This window comes from Mesorhizobium sp. P2_E9 (genome assembly GCF_056403815.1).
Genome location: NZ_JBFUET010000002.1, coordinates 118,528 through 141,042 on the forward strand (window position 1 = coordinate 118,528; position 22,515 = coordinate 141,042).

General features: G+C 63.6%; 18 protein-coding genes. 12 read left to right on the forward strand and 6 right to left on the reverse strand.

Going from position 1 to position 22,515, the window contains the following annotated elements; translation table 11 throughout:
* The first annotated feature begins 66 nt into the window (after positions 1 to 66).
* Together AC1D05_RS03830 and AC1D05_RS03835 are read left to right on the forward strand one after the other, a co-directional pair.
* A complete protein-coding gene (locus AC1D05_RS03830; protein ID WP_477438351.1) occupies positions 67 to 1,032 on the forward strand; it encodes a sugar-binding transcriptional regulator in 966 nt (321 codons plus the stop codon).
* 86 nt (positions 1,033 to 1,118) lie between these two features.
* Positions 1,119 to 3,173 carry a bifunctional aldolase/short-chain dehydrogenase gene (locus tag AC1D05_RS03835; RefSeq protein ID WP_477438353.1) on the forward strand — a complete coding sequence of 685 codons (2,055 nt, stop codon included), beginning with the start codon at positions 1,119 to 1,121 and terminating at the stop codon, positions 3,171 to 3,173.
* 66 nt (positions 3,174 to 3,239) lie between these two features.
* Here the strand turns inward: AC1D05_RS03835 and AC1D05_RS03840 are convergent, their stop codons facing one another.
* The 3 genes from AC1D05_RS03840 to AC1D05_RS03850 all read right to left on the reverse strand — a co-directional run bounded on the left by AC1D05_RS03840 (position 3,240) and on the right by AC1D05_RS03850 (position 6,928).
* Positions 3,240 to 4,292, reverse strand: a complete 1,053-nt coding sequence (locus tag AC1D05_RS03840; protein WP_477438355.1) for a substrate-binding domain-containing protein — start codon at positions 4,290 to 4,292, stop codon at positions 3,240 to 3,242.
* Positions 4,293 to 4,339: 47 nt separating this feature from the next.
* Entirely contained in the window at positions 4,340 to 5,335 is a 996-nt protein-coding gene (locus tag AC1D05_RS03845; protein ID WP_477438357.1) for an ABC transporter permease, read from the reverse strand.
* Positions 5,336 to 5,416: 81 nt separating this feature from the next.
* The gene (locus AC1D05_RS03850) at positions 5,417 to 6,928 is read right to left on the reverse strand and encodes a sugar ABC transporter ATP-binding protein (RefSeq protein ID WP_477438359.1); all 1,512 of its coding nucleotides are present in this window, start codon (positions 6,926 to 6,928) and stop codon (positions 5,417 to 5,419) included.
* 136 nt (positions 6,929 to 7,064) lie between these two features.
* On the opposite strand from AC1D05_RS03850, the gene mtnK reads away from it, so the two are divergent.
* Both mtnK and mtnA read left to right on the forward strand, forming a co-directional pair.
* Complete coding sequence (gene mtnK, locus AC1D05_RS03855) at positions 7,065 to 8,339, forward strand: S-methyl-5-thioribose kinase (RefSeq protein WP_477438361.1); 1,275 nt, start codon at positions 7,065 to 7,067, stop codon at positions 8,337 to 8,339.
* Positions 8,336 to 9,430, forward strand: coding sequence for an S-methyl-5-thioribose-1-phosphate isomerase (gene mtnA, locus AC1D05_RS03860; protein ID WP_477438363.1), 1,095 nt, complete (start codon positions 8,336 to 8,338; stop codon positions 9,428 to 9,430). Before mtnK ends, mtnA begins: the two co-directional genes overlap by 4 nt.
* Before the next feature lie 43 nt (positions 9,431 to 9,473).
* On the opposite strand, the gene AC1D05_RS03865 is transcribed toward mtnA, so the two are convergent.
* From AC1D05_RS03865 to nanR, 3 genes are all read right to left on the reverse strand, one after another.
* The gene (locus AC1D05_RS03865; protein ID WP_477438365.1) at positions 9,474 to 10,328 is read right to left on the reverse strand and encodes a sugar phosphate isomerase/epimerase family protein; all 855 of its coding nucleotides are present in this window, start codon (positions 10,326 to 10,328) and stop codon (positions 9,474 to 9,476) included.
* Positions 10,329 to 10,334: 6 nt separating this feature from the next.
* The gene (locus tag AC1D05_RS03870; RefSeq protein WP_477438367.1) at positions 10,335 to 11,180 is read right to left on the reverse strand and encodes a phosphogluconate dehydrogenase C-terminal domain-containing protein; all 846 of its coding nucleotides are present in this window, start codon (positions 11,178 to 11,180) and stop codon (positions 10,335 to 10,337) included.
* A gap of 107 nt (positions 11,181 to 11,287) precedes the next feature.
* Positions 11,288 to 12,001 (reverse strand): transcriptional regulator NanR, encoded by a 714-nt coding sequence (gene nanR, locus AC1D05_RS03875; RefSeq protein WP_027041306.1) that lies wholly within the window; start codon positions 11,999 to 12,001, stop codon positions 11,288 to 11,290.
* Between the two features lie 360 nt (positions 12,002 to 12,361).
* On the opposite strand from nanR, the gene AC1D05_RS03880 reads away from it, so the two are divergent.
* The 8 genes from AC1D05_RS03880 (at position 12,362) to AC1D05_RS03915 (ending at position 22,514) form a co-directional block, all read left to right on the forward strand.
* On the forward strand, positions 12,362 to 13,384 hold the full coding sequence (locus AC1D05_RS03880) for a substrate-binding domain-containing protein (RefSeq protein WP_477438369.1): 1,023 nt from the start codon (positions 12,362 to 12,364) through the stop codon (positions 13,382 to 13,384).
* A gap of 68 nt (positions 13,385 to 13,452) precedes the next feature.
* Positions 13,453 to 15,924, forward strand: coding sequence for an ATP-binding cassette domain-containing protein (locus tag AC1D05_RS03885; RefSeq protein ID WP_477438371.1), 2,472 nt, complete (start codon positions 13,453 to 13,455; stop codon positions 15,922 to 15,924).
* Positions 15,921 to 16,952, forward strand: coding sequence for an ABC transporter permease (locus AC1D05_RS03890; protein WP_477438373.1), 1,032 nt, complete (start codon positions 15,921 to 15,923; stop codon positions 16,950 to 16,952). Before AC1D05_RS03885 ends, AC1D05_RS03890 begins: the two co-directional genes overlap by 4 nt.
* Before the next feature lie 108 nt (positions 16,953 to 17,060).
* The gene (locus AC1D05_RS03895; protein WP_477438375.1) at positions 17,061 to 17,888 is read left to right on the forward strand and encodes a phosphogluconate dehydrogenase C-terminal domain-containing protein; all 828 of its coding nucleotides are present in this window, start codon (positions 17,061 to 17,063) and stop codon (positions 17,886 to 17,888) included.
* 304 nt (positions 17,889 to 18,192) lie between these two features.
* A complete protein-coding gene (locus tag AC1D05_RS03900; protein ID WP_477438377.1) occupies positions 18,193 to 19,134 on the forward strand; it encodes a substrate-binding domain-containing protein in 942 nt (313 codons plus the stop codon).
* Between the two features lie 79 nt (positions 19,135 to 19,213).
* Positions 19,214 to 19,894, forward strand: a complete 681-nt coding sequence (locus tag AC1D05_RS03905) for a DUF2291 family protein (protein WP_477438379.1) — start codon at positions 19,214 to 19,216, stop codon at positions 19,892 to 19,894.
* Positions 19,891 to 21,450 carry a sugar ABC transporter ATP-binding protein gene (locus tag AC1D05_RS03910; protein WP_477438381.1) on the forward strand — a complete coding sequence of 520 codons (1,560 nt, stop codon included), beginning with the start codon at positions 19,891 to 19,893 and terminating at the stop codon, positions 21,448 to 21,450. Before AC1D05_RS03905 ends, AC1D05_RS03910 begins: the two co-directional genes overlap by 4 nt.
* Positions 21,450 to 22,514 carry an ABC transporter permease gene (locus AC1D05_RS03915; protein WP_477438383.1) on the forward strand — a complete coding sequence of 355 codons (1,065 nt, stop codon included), beginning with the start codon at positions 21,450 to 21,452 and terminating at the stop codon, positions 22,512 to 22,514. Before AC1D05_RS03910 ends, AC1D05_RS03915 begins: the two co-directional genes overlap by 1 nt.
* Position 22,515 lies beyond the last annotated feature (1 nt).

Consider the following 22,515-nt stretch of genomic DNA (forward strand, 5'->3'; position numbering starts at 1 on the left):
TTGCGCTTAGCCATCCTAATTTGACTTTTGTCGAGAGCCGTGACTAATGTCAGCCGAGGAGACGGCATGGCGATCCGACCGGCAGAACAGCTCATTCACAAAGCCGCCTGGCTCTATTATGCGCATGGCCTGCGGCAGGACCAGGTTGCAAGCCAGCTTAACATTTCCCGTGCCTCGGTGGCCATGTATCTGCGCAAGGCGCGCGAGACCGGCATCGTCAACATCTCGACCTCGACCCAGTTGTTCACCGACGATGTGATGGCGCGCAAGCTCGAGGATGCGTTGGGCCTCGACGCGGTCTGGATCGCGCCGGAGAACGGCCATATCCCGGATCCGTCGACCGACATTGCCGTGCTGGCGGCGAGCGTCTTCCTCGAACTGGTCAAGAAGGGCGACCGCATCGGCGTCGCCTGGGGCCGCACCGTCTACACGATCGCCGACATCATGTCCTATGCCGACCTGCAGGATGTGACGGTGGTGCAGCTCTGCGGCAATCTCGGCGCGCCCTATTCCTACCGGCCCGACCAGTGCACGATGGAAATCGCGCGCCGGCTCAACGCCAAGGGCCTAAACTTCTACGCGCCGCTGGTGCTGTCGACGGAAGAGTTGGCGCGCGCGCTGCGCGCCGAGCCGGTGATCCGTGAGCAGTTGTCGGGAATCAGGGATTGCGATCTGGCGCTCTACTCGGTCGGCGCGGTCGATGCCGACAGCCATCTGGTCAAATGCGGCGCGCTGACATCAGAAGAGATGGCGGAGCTGCGCAGCCGGGGTGCCGCCGGCGTCATTGCCGGGCAGATCATCGACGCCGAAGGCAAGGTGCTCGACTGCAGCTACAACCGCCGGGTGATCTCCGCCGAGCTTGCCTCGCTGCGCGCCATCGCCAGGCGGCTGATGGTGGTGCAGGAGGACAGCAAGTTCGAACCGCTGCTGGCGGCGATCGCCGGCGGGCTTTGCACGCATCTGGTGGTCGGCGCACATATGGCGCAACGGCTGCTCGATCATGCCGGAGCGGCGCCACAAAAAGCATCCTGAAAAGCAACCTTACGCCGGCGCATTGTCATCAAGGCGTCGCGGCATTCCTGTTTCACCACCCAAGACAGCAACTGGACGAAGCGAACATGAAGAATTTGTGGAACGACGACGCGGCCGAGAAACTCGTTGCCGACTATGCGAAGAAGGGCGTCGGCCGCGACCTCGCGCTGCGCGTCTACACGACGCGGCTGCTGGGTGGCGTGCCGCAGCTGGTCCTGCATGGCGGCGGCAACACCTCCTGCAAGATCAAGGCGACCGACCTCGTCGGTGACGAATGGGACGTGCTGTGCGTCAAGGGCAGCGGCTGGGACATGGCCGTCATCGAGCCGCAAGGCCTGCCGGCGGTCAAGATGGGCGCCCTGCTCAAGGCGCGCGCGCTGGACAAGCTGGCCGACGAGGACATGGTGGCGCTGCAGCGGGCGAACCTCATCGACCCCTCCTCGCCCAATCCCTCGGTCGAGACATTGCTGCACGCCTTCCTGCCGCACAAATTCGTCGACCACACGCACTCGACCGCCATCCTGGCCATCGTCGACCAGGAAGACTCGAAGCCGCTGGTGAAAACGGTTTTCGGCGAGAAGATGGGCTACGTGCCCTACATCATGCCCGGCTTCGACCTCGCCAAGGCGGCGGCCGACGTTTTCGATGCCGACCCGACCGTGGAAGGCCTGATCCTCGACAAGCACGGCATCTTCACCTTCGGCGATGATGCCAAACAGGCCTATGACCGGATGATCCACTATGTGAACGTCGCCGAGGACTATGTGGCCAAGCATGCCAAGCCGCAGGCGGCAAAGGCGGCACTGCCGGCAAAGCTGGCGACACCGGCGTCCATCGCGCCGATGCTGCGCGGCGCCGTCGCGGTGGCACGCGGCGAAGGCCGCTTCGACCGCATGATCTCCGATTTCCGCACCTCCGACGCGATCGTCGATTTCATCAATTCGGCGGGGATTGCCGACTATGCCGGACGTGGCGTGTCGACGCCGGATCTGTCGATCCGCATCAAGACCGGCCCGATGGCGGTGCCAGCGCCCGATGCCGACAAGGCCGGCGACTACAAGGCCGTCATCAAGAGCCATGTCGACGCCTTCTCCAAGGAGTACCGCGCCTATTTCGAGACCAATGATGCGCTCGACGACGTCAAGCGCACCATGCTCGACCCGATGCCACGGCTGACGCTGGTGCCGGGGCTAGGCATGTTCGGCCATGGCCGCACGCTGAAGGATGCCAGGATCGCGTCGGATGTCGGCGAAATGTGGATCGAGGCGGTGCGCGGCGCCGAGGCGGTCGGCCGTTTTCATCCGCTGTCCAAGGCCGATTTGTTCCCGCTCGAATACTGGTCGCTGGAGCAGGCCAAGCTTGCCTCCAACAAGCCGAAGCCGCTGACCGGCCAGGTGGTGCTGATCACCGGCGGTGCCGGCGCGATCGGCGCGGCAACGGCAAAACTGTTCGCCGACAATGGCGCCCATGCTGTCGTCGTCGATCTCGATGCCGAAAAGGCTGCTGACGCCGCCAAGAAGGCTGGCAACAATTCGATCGGCGTCGGCGCCGACATCACCGACCCGGCCCAGGTACGCGCCGCTTTCGACAAAGCGGTCGCCGTGTTCGGCGGCGTCGACATTCTCGTCTCCAATGCGGGTGCCGCCTGGGAAGGCCGCATCGGCGAGCTCGACGATGCGCTGCTGCGCAAAAGTTTCGAGCTCAATTTCTTCGCCCACCAGTCGGTGGCGCAGAACGCCGTGCGCATCATGCTCGAACAGGGCACCGGCGGCGTACTCCTGTTCAACACCTCCAAGCAGGCGGTCAATCCGGGTCCGAAATTCGGCGCCTATGGCGTGCCGAAGGCGGCGACTTTGTTCCTGTCCAGGCAATATGCGCTCGACTACGGCGCCCACGGCATCCGCTCAAACGCCGTCAACGCCGACCGCATCCGCTCGGGCATTTTGACCGACGCCATGATCGCCAGCCGCTCCGGCGCGCGCGGCGTCTCCGAGAAGGAATACATGTCCGGCAATTTGCTCGGCCAGGAAGTAACGGCGCAGGACGTGGCGCAGGCCTTCCTGCATCATGCGCTGGCCGAACGCACCACCGCCGACGTGACGACGGTCGACGGCGGCAACATCGCGGCGGCGCTGCGGTAGGCATTCCGGTAGACAACAAAAAGGGCGGTTCATGGGCCGCCCTTTTCATATGTGTCGTGACGAACCTTACTTCGCGTTCGGGTTTGGCATCCATGCCGGCATCGCGACATCGGCATGGGCGAACTGCGGCAGCTTGGCCGACAGGTCTTCCATGTTCTTGATGTCCTTGTCGATCAGCTCCTTCTGGGTGATCAGCGTCGGCGGCACGATGACGTTGTGGCCGGGATCTTCACCGGCCAGCAGCTGCGCCAGCGCACGCACCGAGACCTGACCGACGACGGCCGGGTTGGTTGCGGCGGTTGCCGCCCAGGCGCTGTCGGGCTCGCGCATCGCCGCGATATCCGATGTCGAGATATCGGCCGAATAGATCTTGATGCCCTTGTTCAAGCCGGCCTCGTCGACAGCGATCTTCACGCCCTTGGCGAATTCGTCATAGGGGGCGAACATCACCTTGATATCGGGATGAGCCGACAGCACCGAACGCGCCTGGTTGGCGACGGAATTGGCGATCGGATTGTCGAGCGTGCCGAACATGGCGACTTCCTTGATGCCGGCATATTTTTTCTTCACGTCGACCCAGGTCTCGTTGCGGCGGTCGAGCGGCGCGATGCCGGCGACATAGACGTAGCCGGCGTTCCAGCTCTCACCATTGTCCTTGACCGCCTGCTCGAGCGCGAGACGGGCAAGGTCTTTGTCGGACTGTTCGATCTGCGGGATCTTGGGGTTTTCGACATTGACGTCGAAAGCGACCACCTTGATGCCGGCGTCGACCGCACGCTGGGCAGCGTCCTTCATCGATTCCGTCAGGCCGTGCTGGATGATGATGCCCTGCACGCCGAGCGCGATGGCCTGGTCGACCATGTCCGACTGAAGGGCGGCATCCTGGCGGCTGTCGAGCACGCGCAGGTCGATGCCGAGCGCCTTCGACTGCGCCTCGACGCCCGAGAGATAGGCCTGGAAGAAGTCGCCGGTCGAGAGATAGCGCACCAGCGCGATCTTGACGCCAGGCTTGTCGAACGGCGCCGGCTTGTCGGCGGCCAGCGCCGGGAACTGCATCAGCATGGTTGCGCCGGCCAATCCGAGCGCCGCCTTCCCCAGAAGTCTTCTTGTGATGTTCACCTTGTTTTCCTCCACTCTTGTTGAACCCAAAATCCTGTGGTCGAGACCTACCCCCTGCCCCTGCCCGAAAGGGCAAAGGTAAAGACAAGGGCGACGACCAGAACCACGCCCTTGACGAAATCCTGCGTGTAGTAAGGCGCGTTCATCATCGTCAGGCCTTGCAGCAAGATGCCGACGAACAGCGCGCCGACGGCCGTGCCGAAGGCGTTCGGCTTGGCGGCGCCCAGGACCGCGTAGCCGATCAGCGCCGCGGCAACCGCATCGAGCAACAGATTACTACCCGAGGCGATGTCGCCGCGTCCAAGCCTGGCGGCGAGCAAAATGCCGCCGATCGAGGCAAAAACTCCTGAAATAACATAGGCCCAGATCTTGTATGCCTTGACAGGCGCGCCGGCGAGTTCGGCGGCGCGCTCATTGCTGCCGACCGCGTACATCATCCGTCCGAAACGGGTGTATTCGAGGAAGAACCAGATCAGCACCGCGAGCACCAGCAGCACGACGACCGACACCGGAATGAGGTTCGGGATGAAGAAGTCGAAGCGGTGGCGGCCAAGCGCCAGGAAAGCGTCGGAGAATTTGCCATTGGCGACCGAGCCGTCGGGCATGGTCATGCCGGTGGCGATCGAGCGGCCCTCGGTCGGGATGCGCTGCAGGCCGACGAGCAGGAACATCATGCCGAGCGTCGCCAGGAGATCGGGCACGCGCATATAGACGATCAGCCAGCCATTGATCAGGCCGACAATGGCGCCGATGAGCAGGCAGACGACGACCGCGACGACCGCGTTCTGCTCCAGCACCACCATGACATAGGCAGCCGCCATCATGGCCGAGGTGGCGACCGAGCCGATCGACAGGTCGAACCCGCCAACGACCAGCGTGGCGGTGACGCCGAGCGCCAGCACGCCGGTGATGGCGACCGACTGGAAGATGAAAACGGCACTTTGCGGTGAGACGAAACCGTCGGCGGCGATCGCGAAATAGGCGACCAGCCCGAACAACAAGATGATGAAGCCGTAGCGGATGGCGTAGTCGCGCAACGTCATTCGGCGCACCCCGGCGCCGCTGCCCGCTTTACCCAACTCGAACCCATGCTCTCTCCATTCCAATTCTATCCGCCGCCACGCTCAGGCAGCGCTGTGCAGCGGTCCGCCGGCGACCTCGGCCAGCAGGCGATCGAGATCGACTTCGGCATTGCGGTGTTCGCCGACGATTGTGTGTTCCGACATCACCAGGATGCGGTCGGCCGTCTCCAGCGCCTCGTCGAGTTCGGTGACGAACAAAAGCGTGGCGCGGCCATGGGCGCTCGCCCTCAGCTTGGCAGCGATGTCGCGCCTGGCCGAGATGTCGACACCCTGAAACGGCTCGTCGAGGATGAACAGCACGGCATCCTGCGCCATCCAGCGGGCGACCATCACCTTTTGCTGGTTGCCGCCGGACAGTGCGGACATCTCGTCCTTCTCGGAGCGGCAGACGATGCTGAGTTCCTCGATCTGCCGGCGCGCGGTTGCGCGTTCGAGGCGGCGCTTGAGAACGCTCAGATTCGACATCCGCTTCAGGAACGGCAGGCTGACATTGCGCTCGATGTTGAAGCCGCCGACGATGCCGCTTGTCGCACGATCCTTGGCGACGAGGAACACGCCGGCGGCGATCGCATCCCCGGCCGAGCGCGGCGCATAGGGCTTGCCGTTCATCGTCATGGTGCCGGCGAGCGGCTTGCGCACACCGAACAGCGTTTCGGCAAGTGCCGTCTTGCCGACGCCGACGAGGCCAGTGATGGCGACGACCTCGCCATCGCCAAGCGTCAGTGAAATCGGCTTGGCGCTTTGCCCGATGCGCAGGCCTTCGACGGTCAGGACCGGTTTGAACGAGTCCCTGGCAACGATCTGGTCGAGATGGATCTTGCGGCCAAGCATGGCGTTGACCGCGCCTTCATAGTCGAGCGGCTTCTGATCGAAAACGCCCGAAATGATGCCGTCACGCATCGAGACGATGCGATCGGCAAGCCGCCTGATGTCCGACATGCGATGCGAGATGTAGAGGATCGCCACGCCTTGCTCGCGCAGCCGGTCGATCAGCGCAAACAGCCGATCGGCCTCGGCGCTGGAGAGCGAGGAGGTCGGCTCGTCGAGGATCAGCACCTTCGGCTGATGCGCCAGCGCACGCGCGATCGCCACCATCTGGCGGTCAGCCAGCGAAAGGTCGTTGACGCGGGCCTTGAGATCGATGGCCAGACCCATGCGGTCGGCGACCGCCTTGGCCTCGCGGCGCACACGGACCGGATTGAACAGGGTCGGTACGCCCCGGCCGCTCAGCCTGTCGAGGGTCAGATTGGTGGCGACATCGAGGTCGGCGACGACACCGTCATTGATGTTCTGGTGCACGGTGACGACGCCGGCGCGGATCGCCTCCGCCGGCGTGTTCGGCGCAAAGTCCTGCCCGGCGAGGCTCATCGTGCCGCCGCCGCGCTCGTAGACGCCGCTGATGATCTTGACGAGTGTGGATTTGCCGGCGCCATTGGCGCCCATCAGCACGGTGACTTCGCCGGAATGCAGCTCGAGCGAGATGCCGCCAAGCACCTCGTTACGGCCAAAGGATTTCCTCAGTCCCTCTACGCGGAACACGGCATTGCCGACCATGCGTTCCTCCCTGACCACGACGCTATGGTCAATATCGGCAATTGTCAACACGATTGACAATTGCCAAATCGCTTCCTAGCTTGGCCCGGCCGCCATGCCTCCGTTATGTTGGGAGTGCATATGCGAGGGGATGACGATGACTGGGAAATTGCCGTTCGAAGCACTGTCGGTCGAGACGCTTGCAGCGCGCCTCGGCGCCAACGAGGCGCTGTGCGCCAAGATCGGCAAGGACACGTCACACTGGAAAGTCCGCGAGGTCGGCGACGGTAATCTCAACCTGGTGTTCATCGTCGAGGGCGCCAGCGGTGCCGCCGTGGTCAAGCAGGCCCTGCCCTATGTCCGCCTGGTCGGCGACAGCTGGCCGCTGCCGCTGAAGCGCTCCTTCTTCGAGTACCACGCGTTGACAAGGCAAGAGGCGCGCGCACCCGGCTCGGTGCCGGCGATATATTATTTCGATGAAGGCCAGGCGCTGATCATCATGGAGTATCTGGCGCCGCCGCACATTATTCTCAGGCGCGCCCTGATCGACGGGCGCCAGCTTCCGAACATCGCCCGGGATATCGGCCTGTTCATGGCCCGCACGCTGTTTCGCGGTTCCGACCTGTCGATGGTGACCAGGGACCGCAAGGCCGATCTGGCGCTGTTCGCCGACAATGTCGACCTCTGCGACATCACCGAGAACCTGGTGTTCTCCGACCCGTATTTCGACGCCAAGATGAACCGGCATACGTCGCCGCAGCTCGACGGCCTCGTTGCCGAACTGCGCGCCGATCGCGACCTAAAGGTCGAGGCGCAGCGGCTGAAGCACATTTTCGCCGCCAATGCCGAAACGCTGCTGCATGGCGACCTGCATTCCGGCTCGATCATGGTCACCGACCAGGAGACCCGGATGATCGATCCGGAGTTCGCCTTCTACGGTCCGATGGCGTTTGATGTCGGCATGCTGCTCGCCAATTTCTGGATGTCGTTCTTCTCGCAACGCGGGCATGAGCAGAAGGGCAAGCGCGATGCCATGCGTTCCTATCTGCTCGGGGTCACCGCGGAGACTTGGACGGTGTTCCGCGCCGAGTTCTCGCATCTGTGGCGCGGCGAGCGCACCGGCATGCTCTATCAAAAGAGCCTGTTCGAGGATCAGGGCGACATGCTGGCCGCGGAACAGGCGCTCGACCATGTGCTGCACCAGATATGGACCGACCTGCTCGGCTTTGCCGGCATCGAGGTGCACAGGCGCATCCTCGGCCTCGCCCACAATGCCGATTTCGAGACCATCGCCGACGAGGACCTGCGCGCCTCCTGCGAGGCGAAGGCGCTCAAATTCGGCCGTCACATCGCCGTCAACCGGCGCCAGATACACAGCATCGACGAGGTCAACACTCTGGCCACGCTGATCGAACAGGAGAACAGCATTTGAACGTCGGCGACCGCCACTATCGCACCATCTGGTTGAGCGACGATGGACGTTCGGTTGACATTATCGACCAGCGCTGGCTGCCGCATGATTTCCGCGTCGAGACGATCGGCACGGTCACCGGCATCGCCACCGCGATCCGCGACATGTGGGTGCGCGGCGCGCCGCTGATCGGCGTCACCGCGGCCTATGGCGTCGCCATGCAGATGGCGAATGATCCGTCCGACGAAGCGCTCGATGCCGTGTGGGAGACGCTGCACGAGACACGCCCGACGGCGATCAATCTGCGTTGGGCGCTGGACGAAATGCGGCGCTTCCTCCGCCCGTTGCCGACAGAACAACGCGCCGCAGCCGCCTATCGGCGCGCCGGTGAGATCGCCGACGAGGATGTCGGACTGAACCGCGCCATCGGCGAGAATGGTCTCGCCATCATCAAGGCGATCGCCGCACGCAAGCAGCCGGGCGAGACGGTCAATATCCTGACTCATTGCAATGCCGGCTGGCTGGCCACCGTCGACTACGGCACCGCCACCGCACCGATCTATCTGGCAACGGAAGCCGGTATCCCGGTCCACGTCTATGTCGATGAGACGCGGCCACGCAACCAGGGTGCCCAGCTGACCGCCTGGGAGATGGCCGGCCACGGCGTGCCGCACACGCTGATCGTCGACAATGCCGGTGGCCATCTGATGCAACGCGGCGCCATCGACATGGTCATCGTCGGCACCGACCGCACCACCGCCGATGGCGATGTCTGTAACAAGATCGGCACCTATCTCAAGGCGCTCGCCGCCGCCGATAATGACGTGCCGTTCTATGTCGCGCTGCCGTCGCCGACCATCGACTGGACGGTGCATGACGGATTGAACGAGATCCCGATCGAGCAGCGTTCGGCCGACGAGGTCTCACTGGTCTGGGGCAAGACCGCTGCCGGCGAAATCGCCCAGGTGCGCATCTCGCCCGAGGCGACGCCGGCGGCGAACCCGGCCTTCGATGTGACCCCGGCGCGGCTGGTGACCGGCTTGATCACCGAACGCGGCATCGCCAAGGCCTCGCGTGAGGGCCTGAAGGCGATGTTCCCCGAACGCGGATAGGCCTTTATACGCCGGGCTCGCGAGCGCAGGGCCAATTCGGAGTTCAGAAAGCGCTGCTCTTTGCGGTCTCCAGCACGTTGACGAAATGCAATGAGCGCTGCAGCGCGCGACGAATGGTTGCGATATCGACAGGTGTGTTTCGCCGTTGGGGATCGCGGCGCTGCGGGCGCTCCAGTCGCAACGGCAGTTCGATGCTGACCGGCAGCGTCGGGGGAAGGACTGCCCAGTACGCTTCGTAATCGATCGAGCCGTCACCGACGGCGCAGAATCCCCATCCGGCATCGGTGCTGATGACGTCCTTCAGATGAGCATGACCAAGCGCATCGAGGGCTGTCGCAATATCCTGCGCCGGCTGTGTTGCCTCTTCGCTATAGGTGAAGACGTTTCCGGCGTCGTGGTTCAGGCAGACATGCCGCGATCCGATTTCACGGATGAAGCTCGCCCCCGATCGAGCGTTGCCAAGCAAATCGCCTTTGCCCTGCCCAGGGTTCTCGAGCGCGAGCACGATGCCGGCCTGTTCCAGTCTCGGCAGGACGGCATCGATCGTTCCGCGGATGTCAGCCCGATTTGTCATCGGGCCGGCATTGGTGATCAGGAACTTTGCGCCAAGCCCGGCTGCAAAAGTCAGTCGTCGCGATAATGCATCCAGCGCATCCGGGCCTGACAGGTCGAGATGACCCGATACGGCATTGATCCCAAGCCCGGCATTGTCTGCTGTCTGACGCAGCTTCGAAGCCTTACTGTCGGCAAACATGCTTTCATCGAAATCGACATAGCCGCGAATGAAGGCGGGTTCGACATAGCCGCCGCCAGCCGCCGCTATCTCCTCGATGGCCAATTCCATGGAATAGCCGTCGAAGAGGGCGGTCGATACCGATATGGTCCGTGGCGGCGACAACGGCGCTCAGGCTCCCTTGCCGTAGACGATCAGTTCGGAGGCTTCCTTCACCTTGGCCGGCGACAAGGCCTCACGCCAATCGTCGCGGACGACGACGCCCTTGGCAAATCGCATCAGCCGCAACGCGGCATCGGACGGCACTTTTGGAGAGAAGCCGAACCACATGGCGATCTCGACATTGAGGTGGCCAATCAGAAAGTCGAGGGCGGCCTTTCTGGGAATGCCGTATTTGCGCTCGCATTCCTCGACGGCCTCGACCATGGTGTCGACGAAGGGCATGGCAACCATCTCGGACAGGCCCGGCTCGAGGATCGCCAGCTGTTCGACCGTCACGCGGTGGCTATCGATGATCGGCGACCACATCGCCTTGCACACGTCTTCACCAAGCGCGTAATGCTCTTCCGGGCCCTGCATCAGGGCGCAGACGATCGACTGCCTAGCGATGCCGCCATGATAATCGCGGCGCGCCGCCCACTCCGTCTCCTCGCCGAACAAAGGCGGATGGCAGGGATGGCCGACAAAATAGGTCAGATCCGGGCGATCCTTGGGCAGGTCGCCGGCATAAGGTGCGGCGGCATCGAGAATGAGAAGCATTGTGCCTTCGGCGAGCATCGGCGAGATCTGCCGTGCGATCTGGCCAATGATGTTGTCCGGCAAGGCCATAACCACAACCTTGGCGCCGGGAACGCCCTCTTCCATGGAGACGGCGCTGATGCCGGCCTCGGACAGCCGCTTGCGGCCGGCCTCGCCGACTTCCACGGCGCGGACATCGTAACCCGCTTCGATCAGCTTGCGAGCCACGCGGAAGCCCATCTTCCCGCCAGCTCCCAGCAACGCCACGGATGTTGTCATTCGTTTCTCTCCCAATTGCCTTGACGGTGCGCGAGCGTTAGCACCAAAAAGATATCATGTCATCACATGAGTTTTGGTGTTCAAAAATTTTTGAGCGATCTGAATACTCAGCCGGCCTCGCCGCCGATCAGTTTCGAATAGAGCTCATTGGCGCGGCCGATATGCTCGGCCATGGCAAGGCTCGCGCCTTCCGGATCCCCGCTGGCGATCGCCTTGTAGATGCGTTCGTGCTCCTCGACCGTCAGGCGCTCAGCACCTTTCACCGCCACAAGGTCGCGCTTGAAGCGGGACAGCCATTCGAGCATTCCCTTCGCAACCGCCGCTATCATTGAATTGCCGCTCATTTCCGCGATGACCGCGTGGAATTCCATGTCGGCGGCCACAAATCGCGCCTGGTCGCCCCTGGCATCCCGCAGCTGACGCAGGGTCTCGGCAAGCCGCTCCAGGCTCTTGGCGGTAGCGCGCCGTGTGGCAATCCGCACCAGGCCGGTTTCCAGCAACAGCCTGACTTCCTTGAGCTCTTCGAGGCCACGGGAGTTTGTCGCCAGCATCATGACCATGGCCGCGGAAACCTGATCGACGATCACCTCGGGTGTCGGATTGATGACGCGCGCACGTTCTCCATGGGAAATCTTGATAAGCCCCATCTGCTGCAGCGTCAGCATGGCTTCACGGATCGACGGCCGCCCCACGCCGATCATCGTCATCAGTTCCTTTTCCGATGGCAATTGAGAGCCGGGGGGAAATTCGGATGTCGAGATCGCGGCCATCAGCCGGTCCAGCACTTCCACATACAGTTTCTTCTTCTGGACCGGTTCCATCCATCCCTCCGCCATTCACTCTCCGGCATATCGACCTCAAGTCGCAGGGACAGGCAAGGCCCCATGATCGATTGACATTACATATATGATGACATAATTTCTGCCTGCGGTCGATGCCGATAGGCGACGCGACCGGCAAACGGGTTTGCCGGCGCGAACCGGCCCGACTGGCCAAGACAGAAAGACGAAACGATCGGCCGCGTTTCGCTCTCGTCAATGCATCAAGTGAGTTCCGGTACCGGCTTGCCTATTTGGTATGCTGGTATAACATGTAGATGGTATGGTGTCCGTCGCGGGACGCCATAATGGGATGGCATGCAAGCCGACCATGCTGGTCGGTGTTTTTTGGGAGGAAGTATCATGAAGTTTGCAATCGTGGCGGCGCTTGCCAGCGCCGCGCTGGGGAGTGTGTTTGTGCTGCCGGCAGCGGCGTCATCGGATGCACCGGTGATCGCGCTGACCAACGCCTATTACGGCAACACCTGGCGACATCAGATGGTCGAAGCCTTCGAAGCCTCGGCCAAGGAAGCAAAGGCGGCTGGACAGATCGCCGACTACATCGTCATGAACGGCGATGGCTCGGTGGCGCAGCAGAACAGCCAGATCGCCGAGCTGATCCTCAAGAAGGTCGACGTGCTCGCCGTCGACGCCGCCTCGGAAACCGCGGTCAACGGCATTATCGAAAAAGCCTGCAAGGCCGGCATCATCGTCGTCTCCTTCGATTCGGTCGCGTCGGCGCCCTGCAACTACCAGCTCAATTTCGACTTCAAGGGTTACAAGGCGACCCAGGCCGAAGCCGTATTCAAGATGATCGGCGGCAAGGGCAACGTCATCCAGGTGCGCGGCGTCAAGGGCTCGGCCCCGGACAACGACATGTTCAATGCGCAGCAGTCGGTGCTGGCGAAATATCCCGACATCAAGGTTGTCGCCACCGTCTATGGCCAGGCGACCGCTTCGGTGGCGCAGGCCGCCATCGCCAATGTCCTGCCCTCTCTGCCGCATGTCGATGCCGTGCTCGGCCAGGGCGGCAGCGACGATGTCGGCATCGCCCAGGCCTTTGTCCAATATGGCGGCGACTATGCCGGCAAGATGCCGATCATCGAGGGCGGCGGCGGCACCGATTTCGTCAAATGGTGGGCCGAAGAAAACGCCAAGAATGGCTACCAGACGGTCTCGATGAACACGACGCCCGGCATTGGCGGCGCTGCTTTCTGGCTCGGCCTGTCTCTGCTCAAGGGCGCCAAGGCGCCCAAGATGATGATCATGCCTGTCGCAACCGTCGATGCCAGCAACCTCAAGGAATACGCGAAGCTGCCGGGCGGCCAGATCATCAGCCCCAGCTATTCGCTCGACTGGGTCAAGCAGAACCTGCTGAGCAAGTAACGCGACCAGCACAATGGATCGGACGCCGGATGGCGCCCGATCCCTGGCCGTGAAGAAACGGAGGACGAATGTCCCACCTTGCCGTTGCCGATCAGAGGGGTGCAGCCGCCACGGCGCCCGCAGTTCGGCAGGAAATCGTCTCGCTTTCACAGATCACCAAGAGTTTCGGGCCGACGCTGGCGAACGCCGAGATCGATCTCGCGGTTTCGGCCGGCGAGATCATCGGCCTCGTCGGCGGCAACGGCGCCGGCAAGTCGACGCTGATGCGCATTCTCTGCGGCACGATGTGGCCGACGCTGGGCTCGATCTCCTTCGCCGGCCAGGCGCTTGATTTCACCGACTACAACACGGCGGAAGCGCAGCGGCGCGGCATCCGCATGGTGCATCAGGAACTGTCGCTGTGCGCCAACCTCTCCGTGGCCGAAAACTTCTTTCTGGAGACGCCGCAAGACGCGGCAAGCAGGCCAGGCTGGCGGGCGCTTTACAGAAGCCGCGCGCGCTCGGCGTTGGACGCGGTCTTCCCCGGCATCGGCATCGATGTGGATGCCGATGTCGGCCATCTCTCCATCGCCGAACGGCAGATGGTCGAGATTGCGCGCGCCGCCGCGACACCCGGCGTCAGGCTCATCGTTCTCGACGAGCCGACCTCCTCGCTCGATCTCGATCGCTCCAGGCAGTTGCGGGCCTTCATCCGTGAGCGGGCAAAGGCAGGCCTCGCCTTCATCTTCATCAGCCACAAGCTGCAGGAAATCATCGACATCGCCGCGCAAGTGGTCGTGCTGCGCAACGGACGCTCTGCCTGGCGCGGCGACGTGGCGGACACGTCGATCGGCAAGCTGGTGCAGTTGATGGGCGGTGACGCCAATCCAGTCCACCAGCATGGCGCCACCGTCGCCAGCACCGGAGGCGCATTGGTGCGGCTGTCCGGGGCCCTGACATCCGAATTGGGCCGTGACATCGAGATCGCGCGCGGTGAGATCGTCGGACTGGCCGGGCTCGAGGGCAGCGGCCAGAAGGACCTGCTGCATGCCATCTTCAAGCCCGGAAAGGATGCCGCCGTCACCCGGACCGGTGAAGCCGGATTCATTGCCGGCGACCGGCAGAAGGAAGGCGTGTTCCCGCAATGGAGTGTGCTGGGCAACATCTCCATCGGCAGCCTCGCACGCCGCCCAGCACTGGGCCTGGTCTCGGAACGGGTCAACCGCGAGGCCGCTTCCGACGCCGCCGGCCGGCTGCGGCTCGACGAAAACCGCTTCGGGTCCAACATTCTGGAACTGAGCGGCGGCAACCAGCAGAAGGCGCTGGTTGCCCGCGCGCTCGTTGCCGATACGCCGATCATCCTGCTTGACGATCCGACGCGCGGCGTCGACATCGCCACCAAGCAGGATTTCTACCGGCTCTGCAACGACATCGCGCGCAGCGGACGGACACTTGTCTGGCACACGACCGAGGACGCCGAACTGCTGGCCTGCGACCGCGTGCTGGTCTTTGCCGGCGGGCGGATCGTCAAGGAACTGACCGGCGCGGCGATCACCGAAGCGGCGATCGTCGGGGCATCCTTCGTCCAGCAGGCGGACAAGCGCGCCGACGCAGCGCACGGCCAGGCCGGTGCTGCCGGGCTTGCCCGCAGACTGGTGAACGCGGCGCCTTTCATCGGCCTCGCCGCCGTGCTGGCAGTGATGATCTCGGCCAATCCGGCGGTCGCCTCGATCTTCGGGCTCGACCTGCTGCTGATGCCGGCACTGTCGCTGGTGCTGGTGACGGCGGCGCAGATGTTCATCGTCGGCGGCAGCGAAATCGATCTCGGCGTCGGCGCCTTTGCCGGCCTGGTCAGCGTGCTCAGCGCTACGCTGCTCTACGATCAGCCATGGCTCGGCGCGCTGGCGCTTTTGGCTGCGGTCGTTGCCTATGCCGGTCTTGGCGGGTTGATCCAGGCGCGCAAGATCCCGGCCATCGTCGTCACGCTCGGTGCCTCCTTCATCTGGGTGGGGTTGGGCTATGCGCTGCAGCCAACGCCGGGCGGCGCCAGTCCTGAATGGCTGACGGCGCTGTTCGGCTGGTCGCTCGACTTCCTGCCGACATCGATCATCCTCATCGCGGCGGTCGCCCTGGTGGTGTTGGTGATCGACAGGCTGCCGCTCGGCGTGGTGCTGCGCGGCTTCGGCAACAATCCGACGGCGATGGTCCGCTCGGGCTGGTCGCCGACACGCTACGCACTGGTGCGCTATCTCATCGCCGGGCTGTTCGCGGCGGCCGCCGGCCTGTCGCTGACGGCGATCAACACGGCGAGCGACATCAATTCCGGCAATTCGTTCACGCTGCTCAGCGTCGCCGCCGTGGTGATGGGCGGCTGCTCGCTGCTTGGCGGCATCGTCTCGCCGGTCGGCGCCATCGCCGGCGCGGTGACGCTGTCGCTGATCGGCGCGCTGCTCGGCACGCTCAATGTCAGCAGTGACTACAACGCCGCCACGCAAGGGCTGATCCTGATCGCGCTGCTGACGCTGCGTGGCCTGACGGCGGACCGCGGGAGCGAACAATGAACGCGCTATCCGCCTTCACTTTCTGGGCGCAGAAAAACCGCTGGATCTGGGCGGCGATCGGGGTGCTTCTGCTCTGGCTGGTGCTCTCCGTGGTCACCAACCGCTTCAGCCTGTCCAGCCTGTCGGGCATCATCCTGTCGGCCTCGTTCCTGACGGTCGTCGGCATCGGCCAGATGTTCGTCGTCACCACCGGGCGCGGCAACATCGACCTCTCCGTCGCCTCGGTGATCACGCTCAGCGCCTTCGTCGCGCTGCTGACCATCAAGGGCCAGGATGCCAACCTCGCCATCGGTGTCGCCGCCGCCGTCCTGCTCGGCCTCGCGGTCGGGCTGCTCAATTCGCTGCTCGTCGTCGGCCTCGGCATTCCAGCCATCATCGCGACGCTCGCCACAGGCTATGTGCTGGCGACCGCGACGCTGCTGTCGAACAAGGCAATTCCCGGCTTTGCCGTCAGCCCGGCACTGAAGAATCTGGCGACGGCCCGCATTTCGGGTGTTCCGATCATGGCCATCATCGCCATTCTCGGCGTGGCGATCGCCTCCTTCGTGCTGCGCTACACCGTGTTCGGGCAGCTGCTGTCGGCGGTCGGCCAGAACCGAACCGCTGCCCGGCTCGCCGCCATCAACAACGGCCGGGTGATCGCTGCGGCCTTCATCATCTCGTCGGTGCTGGCCTCGCTCGACGGCCTACTGCTCGGTGCTTATATCGGCGGCGCCTTCCTCGAAATGGGACAGCCCTATCTGCTGCAGTCGATCGCCGCCGTGGTGCTCGGCGGCACGCTGATCTTCGGCGGCTCGGCGACCGCGCTCGGCACCCTGTTCGCCAGCATCCTGCTTATCCTGATCGTCACCACCATGCAGATCATCGGGCTGCCCCCCGGCGCCCAGGACATCGTCCAGGGCATCGTTGTCATCTTCGTGCTGGCACTTGCCGGACGACAGGCATTGGCGCGCCGCGCCGCTGTCGATCCCACGGATGCCGCGGCGGCGAAGACAGAGCCAGGCGCTACCGCGCCCCTGCCGAAGTGACGAACACAGAACCAATGATTCCTCTTGCCAAATTCTGGTAGAGTGATCATACCAGTATATAAGATGACGATCGCGAGACGATCGCCTATGGATTAGGAGCAAGGTCAGATGACAACGATTGCGCTGTTCGGTGCGGGCGGGAAAATGGGCTATCGCCTGTCGACCAATTTTCGCGGATCGGACTACACGATCCGCCATGTCGAGATCAGCGAAGCGGGCAAGGAGCGGCTGAAAACCGGTCTGGGCTTCGATGCGGTCGGCGTCGATGAGGCGCTCAAGGGCGCCGAGGTGGTGATCCTGGCGGTGCCGGACACACATATCGGCAAGGTCGCCGCCAGCATCGAAAGCAAGCTTGCCTCAGGCACGATGGTGATCGTGCTCGATGCTGCCGCCCCATTCGCCGGTCATCTGCCTGATCGTCCCGACCTGACCTATTTCGTCACCCATCCCTGCCATCCGCCGATCTTCAATGACGAGACCGACATGGCCGCCAAGAAGGACTTTTTCGGCGGCGTCAAAGCCAAGCAGCATTTCGTCAGCGCGCTGATGCAGGGGCCGGAGGAAGACTACGCCAAGGGCGAGAAGATCGCCCAGATCATCTGGGCGCCGGTGATGCGCTCGCACCGCGTCACGGTCGAACACATGGCGCTGCTCGAGCCTGGCCTCTCGGAGACGGTGTGCGCTTCGCTGCTCGTCGTCATGAAGGAAGCCCTCGACGAGGTCGTGGCGCGCGGCGTCGACCGGCAGGCCGCACTCGATTTCCTGCTCGGCCACATGAACGTGCTCGGCGCCGTCATCTTCGGCGAGACCAAGGGCGTGTTCTCCGATGCCTGCAACAAGGCCATCGAATTCGGCAAACCGGTGCTGATGCGCGACGACTGGAAGCGCGTCTTCGAGCCGGAAGAAATCGCCGCCAGCATCCAGCGCATTACCTGACAGGGGTGGGCTCGGTTTTCCTTCTCCCCTTGTGGGAGAAGGAAAAAACGCCGACAGCTCAGATACAGATCACCTTAATTAGTGGTTGACTCATCATACCAGTTAGCTAAGCTACTCCTGCGCTCGGATTGAAGCCGGGACGAGCGGAGGATGGCGAGGAACGGGGAGCGAAAATCGATTCGGTTGGAAAGTCGGCAAACGGCTTTGCCTGACCGAGTGTCTGCTGCCCGCACTGCCTGATGAATTCAAATGCAGACAATGGCCTCGGTTGGTCGAGGCGATGTCTTTTCAACGGGAGGACTTCATGAAACTCACTCGCAGAATGACGCTTGCGGCTTTCGCCGGCGTACTGGCACTTGGCACGGCGGGGCCGGCCTTCGCGGCCGATCTGATCGCCATCATCACCCCCTCGCACGACAACCCGTTCTTCAAGGCGGAAGCTGTCGGCGCCGAGGCAAAGGCCAAGGAGCTCGGCTACGAGGCGCTGGTGCTGGTGCATGATGACGACGCCAACAAGCAGTCCGAACTGATCGACACCGCGATCGGCCGTGGCGCCAAGGCGATCATCCTTGACAATGCCGGCGCCGACGCCACCGTCGCCGCGGTGCAGAAGGCCAAGGACGCCGGCATCCCCTCCTTCCTGATCGACCGCGAGATCAACGCCACCGGCGTCGCCGTGGCGCAGATCGTCTCCAACAACTACCAGGGCGCCCAGCTCGGCGCGCAGGAGTTCGTCAAGCTGATGGGCGAAAAGGGCAATTATGTCGAGCTGGTCGGCAAGGAATCCGACACCAATGCCGGCATCCGCTCCAAGGGTTATCATGACGTCATCGACGACTATCCGGACCTGAAGAAGGTCGCGCAGCAGTCGGCCAACTGGAGCCAGACCGAAGCCTACTCCAAGATGGAATCGATCCTGCAGGCCAATCCCGACATCAAGGGCGTGATCTCCGGCAATGACACGATGGCGATGGGAGCCTATGCGGCGCTCGCCGCGGCGAACCGCAAGGATGTTATCGTCGTCGGCTTCGACGGCTCCAACGACGTGCGCGACTCCATCACCTCCGGCGGCATCAAGGCCACGGTGCTGCAGCCGGCCTATGCCCAGGCGCAGATGGCGGTGGAACAGGCCAACGACTTCATCAAGAACAAGAAGTCGCCGGAGAAGGAAAAGCAGCTGATGGATTGCGTTCTCGTCAATGGCGACAATGCCGCCAAGCTGGAAACCTTCGCGCTGAAGAACTGAGCCGGCGCAACGCAAACAGCAAGGGACGAACCCAGGGTTCGTCCCTCGCCTCCTTTTTCACCGGGATGCTTTGACCTTCATGCTGAACAAGCCGGTATGGCCCACCAAAGTAACCGGGCCGATTAAAGCGACTTGGCCGATCCTTGCGCTGGCCGCCGGCCTTAGCCTCAGCGCCTGCAAGATTCTGCCGACGCCCTCCGCGCAAGGCGGCGCCAATGCGTCCGGCTTCAACCCGGACAAGATGGTCGAGGAGATCTGGGTGGCGAAGGTCATCCCGTACCTGCAGCAGAAGGCCGGGCCGTTCGCCGAGGTCCATGCGCTGGCGAAGACCGACCAGGCGGCCGCTGGCGCCAAATACGGCAACCCCAAGAAGCAGGCGAATTCACCGTGGACCTTCGCGGTCCGCGTCGAGGGCAAGATCGTCGCCGCCAACACGCAGTCGCGCGCGGCAACGATGGATATCGACGTCGACGGCGACGGCAAGGCGGATGCGCGGGTGCAGATCGGGCCGGCGATGCGCGGAACCGCACTGCGCGACAGCCTCGACTTCGTCCAGTTCAACGATTTCACCAACCAAATCGATTTCGCCCAGTTCGGCAAGGCGTTCAATGCCTATGCCGACAAGACCGTGCTGTCGAAGCTGCCGCGCGAGGCGCTGGAGGGCCGCACCGCCAAGGTGCTCGGCGCCTATACGATCGAAGGCGGCCAGGACCTGCCGCTGGTGACGCCGGCGGAGGCCGAGATCGGGCCGAAACCATGAGCTCGGCAACCGGTCACGACATCATCCTGAAGCTGGAAGACGTCTCGAAAGTCTATGCTGGCACCGTCGCGGTCAAGCAGGCCAATTTCGAGGTGCGCAAGGGCGCGGTCAATGTGCTGGTCGGCGAAAACGGCGCCGGCAAATCGACGCTGATGAAGATCATCGCCGGCGTCGAGCAGCCGACGGCCGGCCGCATCCTGCTCGACGGCAAGGAGGTCTCCTTCTCCTCGTCGGGTGACGCGGTGAACCGCGGCATCGGCATGGTGTTCCAGGAGCTGAACCTGTTCGGCAACATGACGGTTGCCGAGAACATTTTCGCCACGCGCGAGATCACCAACCGGTTTCGCAAGATCGACCGCAAGGAGCAGGAGCGGCGGGCCGGCGAATTCCTCGATCGGCTCGAAGCCGGTATCCGGCCGGACATGCTGGTCGAGGATCTGCGCATCGGCCAGCAGCAGCTCGTCGAGATCGCCAAGGCCGTCTCGCTCGACGCGCGCATCCTGATCATGGATGAGCCAACTTCGGCACTGAGTGCGTCCGAAGTCGAGATCCTGTTCAAGGTGATCGCCGACCTCAAGGCGCGCGGCGTGGCGATCGTCTATATCTCGCACCGGTTGGAGGAGCTGATCCGCATCGGCGACTACATCACCGTGCTGCGCGACGGCCGCATCACCGGCCAGGAGGACGTGAAAAACGTCGACACGCAATGGATCGTGCGGCAGATGATCGGCTCGGACGCCAAGGATTTCGCCAAGGCCGACGGCCATGTGCCGGGCGAAGAGATCTTCCGCGCCGAGGACATCTGCCTGCCGCGCGCCACCGGCGGGCTGGCGGTCGACCACGTCTCGCTGTCGCTGCGCGCCGGCGAGATTTTGGGCATTTACGGCCTGATGGGCGCGGGGCGCAGCGAGCTGTTCGACTGCATCATGGGCCGCCACGGCCATGCCAGCGGCAAAATCTTCATCGAGGGAAACCATATCAGGGAACGCGACACGACGCGGCGGATCCGGCGCGGGTTGGCGCTGATCCCGGAGGACCGCCAGCGCGAGGGCCTGGTGTCGATCCTCTCCGTCGCCAGCAATCTGACGCTGGCAAGCCTGTCGCGTTTCGTCACCCTGTTCCACATCCGAGGCAGTGCCGAGCGGCAGGCCGTGGTGCAGATGGTGCGCGAGCTTTCGATCAAGGTCGCCGACCCGGCGCAGGAAGTCTCGTCGCTCTCCGGCGGCAACCAGCAGAAGGTGGTGATCGGCAAGGCGCTGCTCACCGGACCGAAGGTGCTGTTGATGGACGAGCCGAGCCGCGGCATCGATGTCGGTGCCAAGGCCGATGTCTTCCGCACCATGCGCAAGCTGTCGCGCGATGGGCTCGGCATCCTTTTCGCCACGTCCGACCTCGACGAGGTGATGGCCCTGTCCGACCGGATCGCGGTGATGAGCAATGGCAAACTGACCGGCATGTTCGACCGCGCCGAGGCGACCGAGGCCGCGATCGTCGCCGCATCGGCGCTCGGCCACGGACCTGCCCATCTTGCCCCCGCACATGGAAAGCAAAGCTGATGACTGACATTCCGGCCAGGGCGGCGCACTCTTCGGCCCCCAGCGGCTCCGCGCTGCTGACGCTGATGAAGCTCAGGACCTTCATCGCGCTGATCGCCGTGCTGGTGTTCTTCTCCATCGCGGCGCCGAACTTCCTGTCGGCGGCGAACCTGATCCTGATGGCCAAGCATGTTGCGCTCAACGCCTTCCTCGCCATGGGCATGACCTTCGTCATCATCACCGGCGGCATCGACCTTTCGGTCGGCTCGATCGTCGGCCTGTGCGGCATGGTGGCCGGCTATCTCGTGCTCAACGGCATCGACCTGCAGATCGGCTACACCATCTATTTCAACGTGGTGGAGATCGCCTTGATCACGCTGGTGGTCGGCATAGCAATCGGCGCTGCCAACGGATTGCTGATCACCAGGCTCAACGTCGCGCCGTTCATCGCCACGCTCGGCGTGCTCTACGTGGCACGCGGCCTGGCGCTGCTGTCTTCGGACGGGCGCACCTTCCCCAACCTGGTCGGCAAGCCGGAACTCGGCACCACCGGCTTCGGCTTCCTCGGCGCCGGCCGGCTACTAGGCTTGCCGGTCTCGATCTGGATCCTGATCGTTGTGGCGCTGGGTGCCGCCTATCTTGCCCGGTACACGCCGCTCGGCCGCCATATCTTCGCCGTTGGCGGCAACGAGCGCGCGGCACGCATCTCGGGCGTGCGCGTCAACATGGTCAAGATGTTCGTCTACATGTTCTCCGGCTTCTGCGCGGCGATCGTCGGCCTGATCATCTCGTCGGAGCTGATGGCCTCGCATCCGGCGACTGGCGAAAGCTTCGAACTGAACGCCATTGCCGCCGCGGTGCTTGGCGGCACCTCGATGTCGGGCGGCCGCGGCACGATCGGCGGCACCATCGTCGGCGCCTTCGTCATCGGCATCCTGTCGGACGGGCTGGTGATGATGGGCGTCAGCTCCTTCTGGCAAATGGTGATCAAGGGTCTGGTCATCATCGTCGCCGTGGTCGTCGACCAGGCGCAGCGTCGGCTTCAGCAGCGTGTTACTCTGATGCAAATGGCAAAGGCTGGTTGAT

Excerpts from the sequence above, each read along its gene's own strand:
- AC1D05_RS03845 (WP_477438357.1), bottom strand. The coding sequence starts at position 5,335 with ATGACGTTGCGCGACTACGCCATCCGCTACGGCTTCATCATCTTGTTG.
- AC1D05_RS03885 (WP_477438371.1), top strand. The coding sequence starts at position 13,453 with ATGTCCCACCTTGCCGTTGCCGATCAGAGGGGTGCAGCCGCCACGGCG.
- AC1D05_RS03830 (WP_477438351.1), top strand. The coding sequence starts at position 67 with ATGGCGATCCGACCGGCAGAACAGCTCATTCACAAAGCCGCCTGGCTC.
- AC1D05_RS03890 (WP_477438373.1), top strand. The coding sequence starts at position 15,921 with ATGAACGCGCTATCCGCCTTCACTTTCTGGGCGCAGAAAAACCGCTGG.
- AC1D05_RS03880 (WP_477438369.1), top strand. The coding sequence starts at position 12,362 with ATGAAGTTTGCAATCGTGGCGGCGCTTGCCAGCGCCGCGCTGGGGAGT.
- AC1D05_RS03900 (WP_477438377.1), top strand. The coding sequence starts at position 18,193 with ATGAAACTCACTCGCAGAATGACGCTTGCGGCTTTCGCCGGCGTACTG.
- nanR (WP_027041306.1), bottom strand. The coding sequence starts at position 12,001 with ATGGAACCGGTCCAGAAGAAGAAACTGTATGTGGAAGTGCTGGACCGG.
- AC1D05_RS03870 (WP_477438367.1), bottom strand. The coding sequence starts at position 11,180 with ATGACAACATCCGTGGCGTTGCTGGGAGCTGGCGGGAAGATGGGCTTC.
- AC1D05_RS03835 (WP_477438353.1), top strand. The coding sequence starts at position 1,119 with ATGAAGAATTTGTGGAACGACGACGCGGCCGAGAAACTCGTTGCCGAC.
- mtnK (WP_477438361.1), top strand. The coding sequence starts at position 7,065 with ATGACTGGGAAATTGCCGTTCGAAGCACTGTCGGTCGAGACGCTTGCA.
- AC1D05_RS03915 (WP_477438383.1), top strand. The coding sequence starts at position 21,450 with ATGACTGACATTCCGGCCAGGGCGGCGCACTCTTCGGCCCCCAGCGGC.
- AC1D05_RS03905 (WP_477438379.1), top strand. The coding sequence starts at position 19,214 with ATGCTGAACAAGCCGGTATGGCCCACCAAAGTAACCGGGCCGATTAAA.
- AC1D05_RS03910 (WP_477438381.1), top strand. The coding sequence starts at position 19,891 with ATGAGCTCGGCAACCGGTCACGACATCATCCTGAAGCTGGAAGACGTC.
- AC1D05_RS03850 (WP_477438359.1), bottom strand. The coding sequence starts at position 6,928 with ATGGTCGGCAATGCCGTGTTCCGCGTAGAGGGACTGAGGAAATCCTTT.
- AC1D05_RS03895 (WP_477438375.1), top strand. The coding sequence starts at position 17,061 with ATGACAACGATTGCGCTGTTCGGTGCGGGCGGGAAAATGGGCTATCGC.